Origin of the sequence: Psychroserpens sp. SPM9 (assembly GCF_025153525.1) — a bacterium.
Classification (GTDB): domain Bacteria; phylum Bacteroidota; class Bacteroidia; order Flavobacteriales; family Flavobacteriaceae; genus Psychroserpens.
In genome coordinates, this window is record NZ_JANZNR010000006.1 from 293853 (window position 1) to 312073 (window position 18221).

An 18221-nucleotide genomic window follows, 5' to 3' on the forward strand; every position below is an offset into this window, starting at 1 on the left:
TTTATTCTAATTTTACTTTTGGATCAAGCCATCCGTAGATGATATCCACAAAGATATTAATCCCAATGAATACGATGGCAATCACTAAAACCGACCCCATAATTACTGGCAAATCTAGTGTATTTAATGCATTGACGATTTCTTTTCCGAGACCATTCCACCCAAAAATATATTCTACAAAAACAGCTCCGGCTAACATGGAAGCAAACCAACCAGAAATAGCCGTCACAACTGGGTTTAAGGCATTTTTAACAGCATGTCTTTTTATGATTTGAAATTCACTTAAGCCTTTAGCTCTTGCTGTTCTGATATAATCCTGGTTAAAAACTTCTAAAAGCGAATTGCGCATTAATTGAATGACAACTGCCAGAGGACGTATTCCCAGTACGATTGCTGGCAATATAAGATTCTTCCATCTGATATGAACTTTTTCTCCAAAATCGTCGAGTTCATATAAGCTTCCGGTCATTTCCAGATGGGTATATTCATGAAGCACAAAACCAAATAGCCAGGCAAATAATATAGCACTAAAAAAGGACGGGACACTCATTCCGAAGGTACTAAAAATTTGAATCGTTTTATCAATCCACCGATCTTTATATAATGCCGAAATAATACCGAAAACAATCCCCAAAACAATAGCTATAAAAATAGCCGATACTGCTAACACTACTGTATTTGGTAAGGTTTCGCCAATAACCTGAGATACCTTTTTACCTTGCTTGGTAAAAGACTCTCGTAAATACGGAAACTTAAGTACAGTCGTTGTATTTCCTATAGTAAACAATTTTGACGCACTGTATTTCCCTCCTTCAAGAAAGGTGTAGTCTTTAGCATTGGTAGAGTGAAACGATAGCGGAGACACATCATTGAGGTAATAAAAATACTGTGTTGAAATAGGCTTATCAAAACCGTATTTTGCTTTAACAATGGCTACTTGTTCACTGTCTTCATTTTGACCCAGCATCATTTGAGCAGGATCACCAGGAAGCACGTTAAATAAAAAAAAGATAACGGTTACCACACCAAAAAGTGTGAGTATTGCGTAAAAGCCTTTATTTAACAGATATCTAATCAGCTGGTTAAGGTTTAATGAATATTAAAATTCTAAATCTTCTAGGTCGTTCCAATGTGCTTTTTGAGTCACAGTTCCTTTTTCAAGAACAACAACTCCCGGATTGGCTCTCACAATGGTTTTCAATACTTTTTCGTCACATAAATAGAATTCAAAGCCAAGGTTATAAGTTTCTTTAATTTCCATTTTCTTTGGTCCTCCAGAAGCGGTTAAGCCAATCACTGTATATCCTTTATTTTGAGCACGATCTGCTAAAGCTTTGAGTTTTTTCATGCCTTCAGCTTCAGATTTTTCTAAGCTGTAAGACACGATCATAACGAGTTTATCTTCCTCTAGAAATTGCTGGGTTAAATCTTCATCGTCAGATTCGATTGAGAAATCCTGTATTTTAGGTACATCGCCTTCTTCTATAACCTGAGTTTCAACACCAACAATCTCATCGTAGGTTTTTGGTCCGCGACCTCTATCAGTCAATGTTTTTTCTTCACCGTTCAGCTTATATGTCCAAATATAATCGGTTACTGCTTTTTGCGCATCTGGTGGTAATTGCATATTTTCCTGAAGGTTATCCCCTATTTTATAAGCTCTAAAATCGAAAGCCGGCAAATGCATTAAGACGTAATATCCAAACCAAAGGCAAACAATAAAACTCATCAATGCTGTTACTGTAAGACCAAACTTTGTGAGTAATGGTTTTATATGACGTTGTCCAACAAATAAAATAACAATCATTACGAGCAATATGACATCTTTCCAGAACGATTGCCAAGGTGTTAATTTTAGAAAATCTCCAAAGCAACCACAATCCTTAACTTTATCAAAGTAAGCCGCATAGAAGGTTAAAAATGTAAAGAAAACGATCATGGCCAACAAACTCCAAACTGTAAATTTAGGTTTATAACCAATGAGTAAAAACACACCTAATACGACTTCAAAAACAACAACAAACACTGAAATCCCTAAGGCATATGGCATCAATGATGGCAAGTCTAAAACATCATAACTAAAATACTCCTGTAACTTATATGAAAACCCTAAAGGGTCATTCAGTTTAATAAATCCAGAAAAAATAAATAAGCCTCCAACGAGGATTCTACAGATGTTAACTAGTGCTTTCATAATTTTCTATCATTCCTGCGGACGAGGAATTTATTTATTGATACTTATATTCTTTGTTTTATTATCTGAAAACGCAGGACGAGATGTTAATCGTCTTTAAGGTGGATTAAGGCAAATACCGAATAATTAATCATATCCTGATAATTGGCATCAATCCCTTCACTTACTAATGTTTTTCCTGCATTATCTTCAATTTGTTTTACACGTAATAATTTTTGTAAAATCAAATCGGTTAAACTACTCACTCGCATATCACGCCAGGCTTCACCATAATCATGATTTTTATCCATCATCAATTGCTTAGTCACAGCGATATGTGCATCGTAAAGTGCTGTGGCTTCATCTAAAGATAAATCCGGTTGCTCTACAACGCCTTTTTCTAACTGTATTAAAGCCATAGTGCAATAATTAATAATTCCGATAAACTCGCTAACTTCACCTTCATCAACTTTACGTTCACTGTTTTGCTGTAAGCCTCTAATGCGTTGGGCTTTGATAAAAATTTGATCGGTTAACGATGGTAATCTAAGAATTCGCCATGCACTTCCGTAGTCTTTCATTTTATTGATAAAAAGACTTCGACATTGGGAAATCACTTCATCGTATTGTTTTGAAGTATCTTGCATTTAAAACATTTAATTTTCCGTAAATTTCGCATAAATTAATCAGATTAAAAAACTTTAACAACACTATATAGTTTTGAACAAAACCATCAATTGTAAAGGACAATTAATAGATCTCAGTCAGCCTAAAGTTATGGGTATTTTGAATGTGACTCCAGATTCATTTTACGATGGTGGACGATTTAAAAACAAGTCGTTAGTAATTCGGCAAGTCGAAACCATGCTCAACGAAGGTGCAACGTTTATCGATATAGGCGCTTATAGTTCGAGACCCGATGCCGAAGACATTTCTGTTGATGAAGAATTGCAACGCAGTCTTCCTATTGTAGAATTTATCATTAAAAATTTCCCTAAGGTGTTACTTTCCATAGACACCTTTAGAAGTGAGGTTGCTCAAGCATGTGTTGAAGCTGGTGCCTGTATGATTAATGATATTTCGGCAGGACGTTTAGATAAAAAAATGCTGAAAACAGTTGCCAAATTGAGAGTACCTTATATCATGATGCATATGAAAGGAACGCCCAAAACCATGCAAAATTTAACACGGTATACCAATTTGGTTAAGGATATCAATCTTTATTTTTCGGAACATATTGCCAAAGCGAGAGCCTTGGGTATTGTCGATTTGATTATAGATCCTGGATTCGGATTTGCAAAAACAACTGCACAAAATTTTGAACTGCTCAACAAATTTGAACTTTTAAAACTAGCCGATTTACCTATTTTGGCTGGTGTTTCGCGAAAGTCTATGATTTATAAAACTCTGGATGCTTCGGCAGATGATGCGCTTAATGGCACTACAGTGCTCAATACGATTGCGCTTCAAAAAGGCGCTTCAATTTTAAGAGTTCACGATGTTAAAGAAGCGGTAGAATGCGTCAAACTCACCCAACAATTACAGTCATGAAATCAACCTACATCTTTATCCTAGCTCTGGTATTATTTTCCTGCGGAAATGAGCGTGTGCTTTTGCTTCCGGAAATTGAAAATGCAGCAATCACCGAAATTCACGATGTATCACATGCGTACTTGTTTTATGATGTCACACAAACTGATAGTATAGAACTCAACCGAAAAAACCTCATTAGTACGACTAACTGGCTGATTAATGTTGATAAACGATTAAGTTTAGCACAGGCAATTCCGAAGATAAAATTATTGCAAGACAAAAAGCGCAATGCCAAAATGCACAAAAATGAAGCTGCTAAAAATTACTATACCTGCAATGACACGAGCATTCAAAACTTGGGGTTTTTGGAGTTTACTGATTTAGAGTATTGGGAAGAAAGTTCGCAAAGTTTTATGATGAAAACGTCGCAGCTATATTTTGACAGAATATTTATTCACCCTGAAATTCATGTGGATAAAAAAATCCATATAATGCATTTTAAGAACGATACAATTCCAGAAAATAAAATTATTAATTTTTCGGATTTTGGTAATTTTCTAGAAACAGAGCAAAATAAAAACACTAAAGACTCATTAATAGTATATTTAAATTTTCAAAAAGATTTAAACTTTCAAGATTACATAAAATTTAAGTCAACGATTAAAGACCTCAATATATCTGGTGTTAGAATTGACAATACCGAATTCATATATTAATCATATTTTGTTACATTTACGCTAAACCACTTTAACTTGGAAAAATTCAAATTTTGGGATTTTGGAATCATAGACTTTATCGATGTCTTTCTAGTCGCGATTTTGCTTTACTATGTCTACAAACTGGTTAAAGGTACAGTTGCCGTTAATATTTTTATTGGTATCATTATCATCTATCTGGTGTGGCGCGTTACAGATTTTTTAAATATGTACATGCTGCATCGCATTTTTGATGGTTTTATTAAAGTAGGAATCATAGCGCTTATCGTCGTATTTCAGCCAGAAATACGAAAATTCCTGCTCATGGTTGGTTCCACAAATTTAAGTGGTCGTGGAAAGTTTTTCAAAAAGATGAAATTTTTAAAAACCGAAGCCGAAACCGAAACCGATATTCACGCCATTGTTGCTGCTTGTGATAAAATGGGTCAATCGAGAACAGGTGCGCTTATCGTTTTAGAACGTAATAACAATCTGGATTTTTTGACCAATACAGGTGATGAAATGAACATTAAAGTCACTCAGCCCATTATCGAAAGTATCTTCTTTAAAAATAGTCCGCTACACGATGGCGCCATTATAATTGAAGATAATGTGGTAAAAGCGACACGTGTGATTCTTCCTGTTAATAACGAGAAAAACATTCCGCAACGCTTTGGTTTACGACATCGTGCCGCTGTAGGGATTACCGAAAAAACAGACGCCCTAGCTTTAGTGGTAAGTGAAGAAACGGGTCAGATTTCCTATTTAAAAAACGGAGAATTTGTGATGTATGAAGATACTGCCGAACTTACAACATTACTTTTTAAAGACCTGACGTAAATGACATGTAAAAACTGTGATACGCTTCTCAATTCTGAACAACATTACTGCTATGAATGTGGCGCAAAAGTGATTAAAAACAGACTGACAACCAAAAACCTGTTTAGCGAATTTAGTGAGCAGTTTTTAAGCTATGATAATAAATTCCTAATTACCTTTTTTGATCTTTTTAGAAAACCAGAAAGCGTTATTCACGGCTATATTACTGGCACCAGAAAAAAATATATAAATGTCATACAGTACTTAGCAATTTCATTGACACTTTTAGGATTACAACTTTTTATTTTAAATAAATTTTACCCCGATTTTTTCGCTGCTGCCTATACAGATTTTGGAAACTATTTTGCCATGTATCCAGAAAACACAAGAGTTGAGGCTAAAAAATTTATGAGCAACTATCTGGCATTTATAAACGAATACCAAAGTTTAGTATATATCATAGGAATTCCGTTTACAGCCATTGTGACTTACTTTGCTTTTCGAAAAGAAAAGCTATTAAATTACATCGAACACGTGGTGGTAAACACTTATTTAACAGCTCAATATGTTGTATTTACTTTTTTCCTTTATTTAATTTTTGCTGTTTTAAACCTTAATGTAAACGTATTAATTAATATTTCTTTAGTGCTGTATCTGTTTTATTACGGATTTGTGTTTTATAGAATCTACAAGTTACGGGTAACCACCATATTTTTACGTTTCTTGTTATCCTTAGCTATATTAGGTGTTATGTTTTTAATCGTTCTAACTTTAGGAATAATTATAGGAATTGTATATCTGAAATTTCTTAAATAAATTGAACCCGTGAACTGTAAAAATTGTCATATCGAACTTCCTGCAGAAAGTGATTTCTGTAATCATTGCGGTGGAAAAATTATTAGAAACCGACTAACATTCAAAAACTTATTTGAACACATTAGTGAAACCTTCTTTAATTATGACAATAAACTATTACGAACACTAATCGATCTATTTAAAATCCCAGAAGTCGTGATTGGCGGCTATATTGACGGCGTTCGCAAACGCTATGTGAATCCGATAAGTTATTTTGGTTTAGCCCTCACTTTAACAGGTTTGTATATTTTAATCTTGAGTAAATTTTATCCTGAAGCGATGGATTTTTCAGCATTTGCCGTAGAAGGTCAAGAAGAATTTCAAAGAAAAAACATGAGCTTTGTTCAAGAATACATGTCCTTTTTTATGATGCTTTACATCCCAATATATGCACTTATAGCACGTATAACGTTTGTAGGCTTAAATAAGTTTAATTACACCGAATTACTTGTCGTATTACTATATTGGCAATCTCAAGCCTCAATTATAACGGCATTTATAATTGTCATTGGTGCTATGTTTGGGATTTCACAAGGCCACATGAGCATGGTTATGCTGCCACTTATGATGCTTTATGCGGCGTATATCTTTAAACGTCTCTACCAACTTAGCTTCGGAGAAATACTCTTAAGAACCCTTCTCTTTGGAGTGGTTTTAGGTATTGTTTTTATAATCTTCACCATCATCATGCTTATTGTGATGTATTTAACAGGCGATTTACAACAATTAATAGAAGCACAAAAAGCAGCGATGGAAGCAGCAAAAGCCTAACTATACGGCTTCCGCTTTCAAAAACTGAACCTCATAGAGATTTCTATAATACCCATTATCTACTTTTAATAACTCTTCATGTGTGCCTTTTTCGACGATTTGACCCGCAGACATGACTATAATCTGATCAGCTTGCTGAACCGTTGCTAAACGATGAGCAATCACAATCGACGTTCGGCCTGAAGTAATTTTATCGGTAGCATCTTGTATTAATTGTTCCGAATAGGAATCTACCGAAGAGGTCGCTTCATCAAGCACCAAAATACTTGGATTGGTCACATAAGCTCTTAAAAATGAAATGAGTTGACGCTGACCAGAAGACAACATCGATCCGCGTTCTTTAACATTGTAATGATACCCATTAGGAAGGCTGGAAATAAACTCGTGTATTCCTATATCTTTAGCCGCTTGAATCACTTGGGCTTCAGAAATATTAGGATTCTTCAGTGTGATGTTATTTAAAATCGTATCAGCAAATAAAAATACATCTTGTAAAACAACAGCTATTTGCGATCGCAACGATTGTAAGGTCATCTTTTTAATATCAGTGCCATCTATAGCAATGATCCCATCATTGATGTCATAAAAACGATTCAGTAAATTAATGATAGTCGACTTCCCAGCTCCTGTTGCACCAACAATAGCGACCGTTTCTCCAGCTTTTACATCTAACGAAATGCCTTTAAGCACTTCTTCATCGGCTACATAAGAAAAATGAACATTTTCAAACGAAATATCTCCTTTAAATTCGGTTGCAATTTCAGAACCAGAATCGTCAATTTGTGAGGTCGTATCTAAGACTCTAAATACACGGTCTGCTGCAACCATTCCCATTTGAAGCGTATTGAATTTGTTCGCAATCTGATTTAAGGGTCTGAATAACATAGGTACATACATTATAAAGGCAAACAATTCGCCTTCACTAGCTGTGCTGCTAAATACAACACTAATTCCGCCAACCCAAATAATGGTTCCTAAGGTTATTGAAGATAATAAATCTGCAATAGGAAAAAACACAGAGTTATACCAGACTGTTTTTAGCCAGCCTTTTTTATGACGTTCGTTAATTTCTTTGAATTTTTTAAATTCGGTAGCTTCCCTTGTAAACAATTGAAGAATCTTCATACCTGTAACGCGTTCTTGCACAAATGAATTTAAATTAGAGACTTCGGTTCGTACTTCTTCAAAAGCGCGTTTCATGTATTTCTGAAAAATCTTAGTGGCAAATAATACAATGGGCATGGTTACAAAAGCAATAAGACTTAATTTCCAATTCATGTAAAACATCATTCCACCTACAACCAGCATTTTCAGAATATCGCTAAAAATCATAAATAGCCCTTGACCAAAAATATCTGCAATACGTTCCATATCGGTAACCGTTCTGGTAATTAAAACGCCCACTGAAGAATTATCATAATATTTCATTCGGAAACGCAATACATGATTGTATAGTTTTACCCGAATATCTTTCACAACAGATTGCCCTAACCAACTAGCATAATAAATAAACAACAACTGGCTTACGACTTCTAATAGCAACAGCACGAGCATGATGATTATATAAATTAAAAACCCATCATAGTCTTGCGGTTTTACATTTTCATCAATGGCTTTTTGTAATACCCAAGGACGCAAAGCCCCAAAAACAGCTAGACCAATCACGCAAAGTAAGGAACCAAAAAACACCAACCTATACGGATTAATGTACTGTAATAAGCGCTTAAACAAGGTGAGGTCAAAAACTTTTTTCTTTTGGTTTTCCATTTAATATTTTAAAGTTTTATGTCTGTTGAATAATCTACATTAACCAAATATAAGCCCTGAGCTGGTACCGAAAACCCAGCTTCACTTCTACTTTTAGACTTTATTATGTCATGTAATTTTTCTAATTCTATTTTTCCTAAGCCGATATTTATAAGAGTTCCTACAATTGCACGAACCATATTTCTTAAAAAGCGATCGGCTTTAATGATAAAAATTAATTCATCGTTTTCAATCAACCATTCGGCTTGCATGAGTTTACAATAATACGTTTTTACATCTGTTTGCACCTTAGAAAAGCATTGAAAATCATTATACTGCAATAGTATTTCACAAGCTTTATTCATCAGGTCCACATCTAAAGGTTTCTGTAAGGCATAAGAAAAATCATAAGTAAACACATTTTTACGTGTCGAAACTCTATAATGATAGGTTCGGCTTATCGCATGAAATCGTGCATGAGCATCGCTTTTAACTTCAAAAACAGCGTGTATTGCAATGTCTTTAGGAAGAAAAGAATTGAGCTTAAATACAAAATTCTCAGGCAATACTGATTCAAAATCAAAATGCGCAAAAAGCTGTGAGGCATGAACACCAGCATCGGTTCTTCCCGCTCCAACGACAACTATAGTTTGTTTTAGAAGCGTTGATAATGCCTGTTCTAAAACCTCTTGTACTGAGATAGCGTCGGGCTGATTTTGCCAACCATGGTATGCTTTTCCGTTATATGATAATTCGATAAAAAACCGCAATAGAAATGTTATTTTTGTAAAAACACAAAGATAAATAGTTTTGATGGTTATCATCTTACATTAACATAATTAAAACATGTTCCGTGGCTACGGAAAGCAAACATGACTAAAATCCTCTTACTTTCTGATACGCATAGTTATATAGATGATGCGATTTTAAAATACGTAAAACAAGCCGATGAAGTTTGGCATGCAGGTGATATTGGTGATTTACAAGTTACCGATAAAATTAAGGCATTAAAACCCCTTCGTGCTGTTTACGGAAACATAGACGATGCCAAAGCACGTACAGAATTTCCAGAAAACAACCGGTTTATGTGTGAAGATATTGATGTATGGATCACACATATTGGAGGCTATCCGCCAAAATATAACAGTCGAACACGAGATGTGATAAAAGCGAATCCACCACGTATTTTTATCAGCGGCCATTCCCATATATTGAAAGTGATGCCAGATAAGCGCTATAACCTTATTCATATGAATCCTGGTGCTGTTGGCAAACATGGATTTCATAAAATTAGAACCATGTTGCGTTTTACAATAGATGGCAATAAAATTGAAAATCTTGAAGTGATCGAATTTCCGAAGCGATAGTTCAATATTTTTTTACATAAAAAAGCCCAAGATCTTCACCTTGGGCTTACGCACTAAAATAATTAAGATAATAGGGTTTATCGTAATCGATCGACAGATTTTACAAGGTCTTCATCCTTTTTTATGGCTTTATTGGCTAACACCAATAATACGATAGATAAAATAGGTATGAATATCCCAACACCCTTCTCTGAGATGTGACTCTCTCCAGGTGGTATTAGCAATTGATACACAAAAAATCCTAATAAAATAAAGTTTAATATGATATTAAGTCGTCCCAAAACAAATTGAAACTTCCTGTTTTTATAACTAAAAATCGAAATTAAAGATAATAACGCAGATCCCAAAAACAAACCGAGATATAAATATTCATCTTTAGCATATACGGGAACATCGGCACTGTTTGTCCATAAATGCAATACAAATATTAAACCAGCAGATACCAGAGCCGATAATAAAAGATATAGTGTTTGTATGCGTTGAATCATTTCTTATTATTTCTAACGAAGCACAAAATTAATAGTTTCTTTTTTAAAAGTTATATTAAATTTTAAAAATAAAATTGTATTATTGCAATAACGTTCTGTTACGCTCAGAGTTGCAGAGGGTTAAATCTTCAGGTTTTTTTCAAATTTTCCCTTCATTTATAATTTTCAGAAAAAGAGAAAAGTAAGAAACGAATCCATTTCAAAGAATAAACTTAATTAGTATACATATACATGTTCGAAATTTCCGAATTAAAAGCAAAGAAGCTTCCTGAACTTCAGGAGATAGCTCAAAAACTAAACGTACCAAAATACCGTTCGTTAAAAAAATTAGATCTAGTTTACCAAATATTAGACTTACAAGCAGCCAATCCTGAAGCTGTAAAAAAAGAAGTTGTAGCTGCAAAAAAACCTGCTCCTGAAAAAAAAGCAGAGCAAAAAAAGCCAGCGCCACAACAGCGCAAACCAAGAGCTCGTGTTGAGAAAAAGCAAGACGACAAATCGGCTCAACAAAAAATGAATTTAGATGATAAAAAAGACGATAAGTCTTCTAAATCAAATTCTAATGAGCAAAAAGATACTAGAAATAATAATTCTAAATCAAACAACCAGAACAACGATAACCGTTCTAAAAGTTCTAATGACAACAAGCAAAATAATCGTCAGAAGAATGATAGCAATAAGCAGAACAATCAACGTTCTAAAGAAAATAATGGTAATCAACACAAAAATAACGGTAATAAAGACAATCGTAACCGTTACAGAGAACCCGATTTTGAGTTTGATGCCATCATTGAAAGCGAAGGTGTTTTAGACATCATGCAAGATGGTTATGGCTTTTTAAGGTCTTCAGATTATAACTATTTATCATCACCAGACGACATCTATGTATCGCAGTCCCAAATTCGTTTATTCGGATTAAAAACTGGTGATACTGTTCTTGGTCATGTACGACCTCCTAAAGAAGGTGAAAAATATTTTCCTTTAATAAAGGTCAGTAAAATTAATGGTCAAAAACCAGAAGTTGTTAGAGATCGTGTCTCTTTTGAACACTTAACACCATTATTTCCACAAGAAAAATTCAATATTGCCGAAAAACAAAGCACGATATCTACTCGAATTATGGATTTGTTCTCTCCTATCGGAAAAGGACAACGTGGTATGATTGTATCGCAGCCTAAAACTGGTAAAACAATGCTTTTAAAAGATGTTGCCAATGCTATAGCGGCTAATCATCCTGAAGTTTATCAAATGATTTTATTAATTGATGAACGCCCTGAAGAAGTTACAGATATGCAACGTAATGTTCGCGGTGAAGTGATTGCTTCTACCTTTGATAAGGAAGCACATGAGCATGTTAAAATTGCGAATATTGTATTAGAAAAAGCAAAACGCCTCGTTGAATGTGGTCATGATGTGGTCATTCTTTTAGACTCTATCACACGTTTAGCAAGAGCTTACAATACCGTACAACCTGCATCAGGTAAAATATTAAGTGGTGGTGTTGATGCCAATGCGCTTCATAAACCAAAACGTTTCTTTGGTGCTGCCCGAAATATTGAAAATGGTGGGTCATTAACTATTATCGCTACAGCCTTAACCGAAACAGGATCAAAAATGGATGAAGTGATTTTTGAAGAATTTAAAGGAACTGGTAATATGGAACTTCAATTAGATCGTAAGATTTCGAACCGAAGAATCTTCCCAGCTATTGACTTGACATCTTCGAGTACGCGTCGTGATGACATCTTATTAGATGAGACTACCATTCAAAGAATGTGGGTGATGCGTAAATACCTTGCCGATATGAATCCAGTTGAAGCGATGGAGTTTATTAATGACCGATTCAAACAAACAAGAAACAACGAAGAGTTTTTAGTTTCTATGAACGGATAACTAAAAGCCTTTAAAAAATAATAAAAGCCCTAACCAAAAATGGTTAGGGCTTTTTTATTTCTCAAATACGCGCCATTAACATTTGAACATCTTATAGGCAACAAAAAAAGCTTCTCGATAGAGAAGCCTTTATAATTTTAATTTTAAGTTCTAGTTAGCTTAGGGAAGCTACATGCTTTGTTAAACTAGATTTTAAATTAGCTGCTTTATTATCGTGGATAATATTGTTTTTTGCTAATTTATCAATCATAGAAATAACTGAAGGCAAGTATTCTTTTGCTTCTTTTTCTTTTTCCATATCACGTAATCTCTTGATAGCACCACGAGTTGTTTTGTGCTGATATCTGTTACGTAAACGTTTAGCTTCGTTACTTCTTATTCTTTTTAATGCTGACTTATGATTTGCCATTGTATTTCTTTCTTATTAAAAAATTGTAGCCCGTAGGGGAATCGAACCCCTCTTACCAGGATGAAAACCTGGCGTCCTAGCCGATAGACGAACGGGCCATTTGAGTTATTTCAGTTAGAAACTTAAATTTAAGTCTCTTTTCAAATGAACATGCAATTACTCATTGCGGATGCAAAAATACAACTATTTTTAAATGTTGCAACACCTAGATAAACTTTTTTAAAAAAAAATTAATACGCTTTAGCAAACAACACACGATTTGTTGATGGTTTTCCAGAGTATACGCACACTCCAGCCTCTTTTTCAACATTCATAGGAATACACCTAATTGTTGCTTTTGTCAACTCTTTTATCTTTTGTTCGGTTTCTGGTGTTCCATCCCAGTGTGCTGAAACGAACCCTGTTTTACCTTCTAAAACACTTTTAAAAGTTTCAAAATCATCAACTTCGGTAATATGTGAGTTTCTAAAGTCTAATGCTTTCTTAAATAAATCAATTTGAATGGTCTCTAAAAGCGAACTTACTGTTGCTACCAAATCATCTAAAGCAATAATTTCTTTAGTTAAGGTATCACGTCTCGCCAGTTCAACGGTTCCATTTTCTAAATCTTTAGGTCCAATAGCGATTCGTAAAGGCACCCCTTGTAGCTCATGTTGTGCAAATTTAGCGCCTGGACGATGCGTCGTTCTGGCATCAAACTTACAAGAAATACCAAGTCCTTTTAATGCTTTGATGATTCCATTCGCTTTTTCGGTAATTAGTTCTAATTGATCGTCATTTTTATATATAGGAACAATAACGACTTGAGAAGGTGCTAAATTTGGCGGCAACACCAAACCTTTATCGTCGCTATGCGTCATAATTAACGCTCCCATTAATCGCGTAGAAACACCCCAAGATGTCGCCCAAACATGATCTAATTTACCTTCATTGTTAGTAAATTTCACATCAAATGCTTTAGCAAAATTTTGTCCTAAGAAATGTGAAGTTCCAGCTTGTAAAGCTTTTCCGTCTTGCATTAGTGCTTCAATACAATAGGTTTCTACAGCACCTGCAAAACGTTCACTTTCCGTTTTGACACCTTTTATCACAGGAATTGCCATGAAGTTTTCAGCAAATTCTGCATAAACATCATTCATTTGTTCTGCTTCAGCTAGAGCTTCAGCTTTTGTTGCATGCGCTGTATGCCCTTCTTGCCATAAAAATTCTGCAGTACGCAAAAACAAGCGTGTTCTCATTTCCCAACGTACAACGTTTGCCCATTGGTTAATTAAGATCGGTAAATCTCTATAACTTTGAATCCAACCTTTATAAGTATTCCATATTATAGCTTCACTTGTAGGTCTCACTACAAGTTCTTCTTCTAGTTTGGCTTCAGGGTCTACTCGAAGTTTTCCTTCATTATCAGGATCATTTTGAAGTCTGTAATGAGTCACTACAGCACATTCTTTTGCGAAGCCTTCAGCATTTTTTTCTTCAGCTTCAAACAAACTTTTAGGTACAAAAAGAGGAAAATAGGCGTTTTGATGTCCTGTTTCTTTAAACATTCTGTCTAATTCTGCCTGCATTTTTTCCCAAATAGCATAGCCATAAGGTTTAATTACCATACACCCTCTAACTGCTGAGTTCTCAGCTAAATCAGCCTTTACGACCAATTCATTATACCATTTCGAATAGTCTTCTGCTCTACTTGTAAGATTTTTACTCATTATCTGCTTTTTGGCACAAAGTTTGTGATTATGTTAAATAAAAAAATAGTTCAGCAAAACTAACTATTTTTGTAATGTTCAACAATTAAAATCAAAAGATATGCAATTAAACAATTACATAAAGACAAAATTGCCATTTATTGTTGCACTAAGCTTACCTTTCTTGTTTGCTTCTTGTGGATCATACCAATATGTTGGTTATGATAATGATGGTATTTACAGTGACGATGCAGTAGTGTATGAAGAAACAAACAATGCCCCAGTAGAGGACAATAGCATTTACAAAGATTACTTTGATGAAAAATCATCACAATATGACGAAATACCAGATGATGGTAGCGCTATATTTACCGATATAGATTCTTATGTAGGAGATTATGACGAACAACCTTCTGAAGAAGTCCAAACTGGATATGCGGGTTGGGGACAAGATAGCGATCAGGTCTCTATCAATATTTATTCAAATTATGGATGGAACAACTGGGGTTGGTATAACCCTTGGGGCTTCGGATATGGTTATGGATACTCTAGATTTGGATGGAATAGACCTTGGGGTGCCTTAAGCTGGGGTTATATGGGATATGGAAATTTCATTGGATGGAATCCTTATTTTGGCTACGGTTATAACAATTTCTGGTGTCCACCTGGTTACTATGGTTATGGTGGCTATGGAGGCTCATTTTATGGAAATAATATTGCTTACAATTATGGCAGAAGAGGTTCTAACGTCTATGGCAGAAATGGAAATTATGCCGTTGCAAACACAGGAAGACGCTCAATAACAACACGTCGCGCATTAGGAAACTCTTCTAGCGCTGCTCTTACAAATAGATCAAATACAAGACGTACATTAAGTACTACGCGTTCTAATTCTAATACACGATTTAACCCTCGTACAACTAGAACTAGAAGCACTAATACGCGTTCTAATACCAGAGTTACGCCGAGATCGACAAGAACGAGGACCAATAGTTCAAATTCAACGATTAGAAATACCAGATCTACGAGAACAAGAACGAATCGTTCTACGACAACAACACGTTCTAATACTACCAGGTCTAATAGCCGAGTTTCGACACCTAGCAGAAGTAGCAGAAGCTCGTCTTCTACAAGGAGTTCGAGTAGCTCAAGCAGATCGTCTGGAACATCAAGATCGTCAAGTAGAAGTAGCAGATCTGGAGGAAGAGGATAATTCAGTATTATTTAATTCAAAAGTTTTAAAAATTTAATATGAAAAAGTTAACTATACTAGTCATAGGTGTATTATCTATGTCCAATGTTATGGCTCAGGAAATATCTGATGCCCTCAGATTTTCTCAAGATGAAGTTCAAGGTTCGGCCCGATTTAGAGCATTAAGTGGTGCGTTTGGAGCCTTAGGTGGCGATATGTCGGCAGTTAGCATCAACCCAGCTGGATCAGCAATTTTTAGCAGAAGTCACGCCTCAGTATCTCTTTCAAGTTTAAACATTGATAATGATGTGAGTTTTTTTAATGGAAGAAGTGCCTCATCCGACTCAAAAATAGATTTACATCAGGCTGGTGCTGCATTTGTATTTTCAAACAACAATGAAAATGCATCATGGAAAAAGTTTGTTTTAAGTGTTGCTTATGATAAAACAGCTAATTATGATGACCAATGGTTTGCTTCAGGACAAAACACCAATTCTATTGATAATTATTTTTTAGCCTATGCTCAAGGTCTACGATTAGATGAAATCTCAGCTTTTCCAGGTGAAACCATATCGGAAGCGTATGCTGAAATTGGTTCTTTTTATGGCTTCGGAAATCAGCAAGCGTTTTTAGGATACGAATCTTTTGTTTTAGAACCTGAAAGCAATACTGATGACAACACGGCTTACACCTCTAATATTGCACCTGGTACGTTTAACCAGAGCTACAATTACGTTGCTAGAGGATACAATGGAAAGCTAAGTTTTAATGCAGCTGCTCAATATGAAGATAAATTGTACTTAGGTATAAATCTAAATACTCATTTTTTAAACTATGAACGGTTTACCTCTTTTGATGAATCAAATTCTAATGCAGGATCTTTAGTTACTGATGTTGGTTTTGATAATAATTTACTTACCCTTGGAAACGGGTTTTCATTTCAGTTGGGTGCCATTCTAAAACTCACTAAAGAGTTTAGAGCTGGTTTCACCTATAATTCGCCAACATGGCTTACAATAACTGAAGAAACTTCTCAAAGCATCTCTACTATTAGAAATGATGGTGGTGGTAATCTTTCGTCGTTTATAAATCCGAACATTATTAATATTTTTCCAAGTTACAGACTACAATCTCCTGGAAAAATAACAGGAAGTTTAGCTTATGTATTTGGAGAGCAAGGTTTATTAAGTTTTGATTACTCCAGAAGGAATTATAAAAACACAAAATTTAAACCAACCTCTGATGCTTTTTTTGCCGCACAAAATGAAATCATGGATGACCTTTTTAAAATAGCAAATACTTACCGATTTGGTGGAGAGTTTAAACACAAACAGTTTAGTTTTAGAGGTGGTTATCGATTTGAGGAAAGTCCGTATGAAGATGACACCTTTTATGGTGATTTAACCGGTTTTTCTTTAGGACTAGGTTATAACTTTGGAAACACCAAACTTGACTTAACTTACGACAGAGCCGAACGCACAGTTAACAATCAACTCTATGCTGTTGGTTTAACTGATGCTGCTACTTTAGATACTAGTAATTCTAACATTACGCTCACTTTAGGTTTTAACTTATAACACATTACAAACTTTTTATACGATAAAGCTGAACTCAAAGGTTCAGCTTTTTTTGTTGTTGGTATTACTACATTACAACCTGATAATTAGTTGCTATAACAAATCTTTTATCCAATATAATTAGATCAAACTAATCATGATTATAGTTGCAAAACGACTTATGTTTATTTAATAACTTACACGTATTAAATTGTTTAATTTCAAATTATTATTACTAATCATAGAGGTAGACAAAAAAATATTTCACCGATAATTTCATTAAACGAATAGCTTTATAGCTACTCAAAACCATAAAAAAAGCTATACATTTCTGTATAGCTTTTAAATATTATTTTATAAGACCATTACATTTATCTTTTCAGGGTAAAATGGGCTTTAAATTCCTTACGGCTACCTGTATTAGGCTCGTTATACTCTACAACAAACCAATAATCACTTGTTGGCATCGGGTTCCCATTATAGGTTCCATTCCAACCATCTCCGGTCGGACTGAGTTGTTTGAGTAACTTTCCGTATCTGTCAAATATATAAATTTTTGCGCTTGGTTGATTATTTATTGCGCTAATGTTCCATGTATCATTATAGCCATCTCCATTTGGAGTAAAGAATTTTGGATAATCCATCACTATAACTTCATCACTCGCCTGACCACAACCATTCTTATCTCTGGCTGTTACCACATGTGTCCCCAATGAGACATCTACAAAAACAGGCTCGTCCTGCCAAGAACCATCATCTAAACTATATTCGTAATCACCAACACCTGATACACTCACCTCAATAACATGCGTGTCTGCAAAGGCATCGGTAGTAACCGTGGCTGTAACCTCTGGTGGATTACTCTCTATAACCTCTGTCGTATCACTGCTCTCACACATCGTGTTTACAGAGCTCGTCACATCTGTAACCGTTACACTATAACTGCCGCCCTGTGTTGGCATATAACTGCTATCTGTTGCTCCTGCAATGGCAGTCCCATTAAAGAACCATACAAAACTATAGTCTGTCGCACTTA

At 34.9% G+C, this 18221-nt stretch carries 18 protein-coding genes and 1 tRNA gene; 9 read left to right on the forward strand and 10 right to left on the reverse strand.

Features of this window, described 5'->3' with window-relative positions; translation table 11 throughout:
* Position 1 precedes the first annotated feature (1 nt).
* The 3 genes from N4270_RS13655 to N4270_RS13665 all read right to left on the reverse strand — a co-directional run bounded on the left by N4270_RS13655 (position 2) and on the right by N4270_RS13665 (position 2820).
* On the reverse strand, positions 2-1078 hold the full coding sequence (locus tag N4270_RS13655) for an ABC transporter permease (protein ID WP_260097918.1): 1077 nt from the start codon (positions 1076-1078) through the stop codon (positions 2-4).
* 21 nt (positions 1079-1099) lie between these two features.
* Positions 1100-2194, reverse strand: a complete 1095-nt coding sequence (locus N4270_RS13660; RefSeq protein ID WP_260097895.1) for a BT_3928 family protein — start codon at positions 2192-2194, stop codon at positions 1100-1102.
* 86 nt (positions 2195-2280) lie between these two features.
* Entirely contained in the window at positions 2281-2820 is a 540-nt protein-coding gene (locus N4270_RS13665; RefSeq protein WP_260097896.1) for a DUF1599 domain-containing protein, read from the reverse strand.
* 130 nt (positions 2821-2950) lie between these two features.
* On the opposite strand from N4270_RS13665, the gene folP reads away from it, so the two are divergent.
* From folP to N4270_RS13690, 5 genes are read left to right on the forward strand one after another with little or no spacing between them, the layout of a single operon-like run.
* On the forward strand, positions 2951-3724 hold the full coding sequence (folP, locus tag N4270_RS13670; protein ID WP_260097919.1) for a dihydropteroate synthase: 774 nt from the start codon (positions 2951-2953) through the stop codon (positions 3722-3724).
* Complete coding sequence (locus N4270_RS13675) at positions 3721-4422, forward strand: hypothetical protein (RefSeq protein ID WP_260097897.1); 702 nt, start codon at positions 3721-3723, stop codon at positions 4420-4422. The genes folP and N4270_RS13675 overlap by 4 nt, the downstream gene beginning before the upstream one ends.
* Positions 4423-4458: 36 nt before the next feature.
* Positions 4459-5241 (forward strand): diadenylate cyclase CdaA, encoded by a 783-nt coding sequence (gene cdaA / locus N4270_RS13680; RefSeq protein ID WP_260097898.1) that lies wholly within the window; start codon positions 4459-4461, stop codon positions 5239-5241.
* Positions 5242-6036 (forward strand): DUF3667 domain-containing protein, encoded by a 795-nt coding sequence (locus N4270_RS13685; protein ID WP_260097899.1) that lies wholly within the window; start codon positions 5242-5244, stop codon positions 6034-6036.
* 9 nt (positions 6037-6045) lie between these two features.
* The gene (locus N4270_RS13690; protein ID WP_260097900.1) at positions 6046-6846 is read left to right on the forward strand and encodes a DUF3667 domain-containing protein; all 801 of its coding nucleotides are present in this window, start codon (positions 6046-6048) and stop codon (positions 6844-6846) included.
* Here the strand turns inward: N4270_RS13690 and N4270_RS13695 are convergent, their stop codons facing one another.
* Both N4270_RS13695 and truA read right to left on the reverse strand, forming a co-directional pair.
* Positions 6847-8613 (reverse strand): ABC transporter ATP-binding protein, encoded by a 1767-nt coding sequence (locus N4270_RS13695; RefSeq protein ID WP_260097901.1) that lies wholly within the window; start codon positions 8611-8613, stop codon positions 6847-6849. It abuts the gene before it with no gap.
* An 8-nt stretch (positions 8614-8621) separates the two neighbouring features.
* Positions 8622-9362 carry a tRNA pseudouridine(38-40) synthase TruA gene (gene truA / locus N4270_RS13700; RefSeq protein WP_260097902.1) on the reverse strand — a complete coding sequence of 247 codons (741 nt, stop codon included), beginning with the start codon at positions 9360-9362 and terminating at the stop codon, positions 8622-8624.
* Positions 9363-9464: 102 nt separating this feature from the next.
* Between truA and N4270_RS13705 the strand changes: the two genes are divergently transcribed.
* Positions 9465-9959, forward strand: a complete 495-nt coding sequence (locus N4270_RS13705; protein ID WP_260097903.1) for a metallophosphoesterase — start codon at positions 9465-9467, stop codon at positions 9957-9959.
* Positions 9960-10036: 77 nt separating this feature from the next.
* Here the strand turns inward: N4270_RS13705 and N4270_RS13710 are convergent, their stop codons facing one another.
* Positions 10037-10447 (reverse strand): DUF4293 domain-containing protein, encoded by a 411-nt coding sequence (locus N4270_RS13710; protein WP_260097904.1) that lies wholly within the window; start codon positions 10445-10447, stop codon positions 10037-10039.
* A 231-nt stretch (positions 10448-10678) separates the two neighbouring features.
* On the opposite strand from N4270_RS13710, the gene rho reads away from it, so the two are divergent.
* A complete protein-coding gene (rho, locus tag N4270_RS13715) occupies positions 10679-12340 on the forward strand; it encodes a transcription termination factor Rho (protein WP_260097905.1) in 1662 nt (553 codons plus the stop codon).
* A 154-nt stretch (positions 12341-12494) separates the two neighbouring features.
* On the opposite strand, the gene rpsT is transcribed toward rho, so the two are convergent.
* From rpsT to proS, 3 genes are all read right to left on the reverse strand, one after another.
* Positions 12495-12749, reverse strand: a complete 255-nt coding sequence (gene rpsT / locus N4270_RS13720; protein WP_260097906.1) for a 30S ribosomal protein S20 — start codon at positions 12747-12749, stop codon at positions 12495-12497.
* 26 nt (positions 12750-12775) lie between these two features.
* A tRNA-Glu gene (locus N4270_RS13725) sits at positions 12776-12847 on the reverse strand.
* A 132-nt stretch (positions 12848-12979) separates the two neighbouring features.
* Entirely contained in the window at positions 12980-14458 is a 1479-nt protein-coding gene (gene proS / locus N4270_RS13730) for a proline--tRNA ligase (RefSeq protein WP_260097907.1), read from the reverse strand.
* Between the two features lie 100 nt (positions 14459-14558).
* Between proS and N4270_RS13735 the strand changes: the two genes are divergently transcribed.
* Positions 14559-15650: a hypothetical protein gene (locus N4270_RS13735; protein ID WP_260097908.1), complete on the forward strand. Its 1092-nt coding sequence runs from the start codon at positions 14559-14561 to the stop codon at positions 15648-15650.
* Positions 15651-15688: 38 nt separating this feature from the next.
* On the forward strand, positions 15689-17206 hold the full coding sequence (locus N4270_RS13740; protein WP_260097909.1) for an OmpP1/FadL family transporter: 1518 nt from the start codon (positions 15689-15691) through the stop codon (positions 17204-17206).
* 350 nt (positions 17207-17556) lie between these two features.
* Here the strand turns inward: N4270_RS13740 and N4270_RS13745 are convergent.
* A partial coding sequence (locus N4270_RS13745; protein WP_260097910.1) for a T9SS type B sorting domain-containing protein occupies positions 17557-18221 on the reverse strand: 665 nt, incomplete at its 5' end.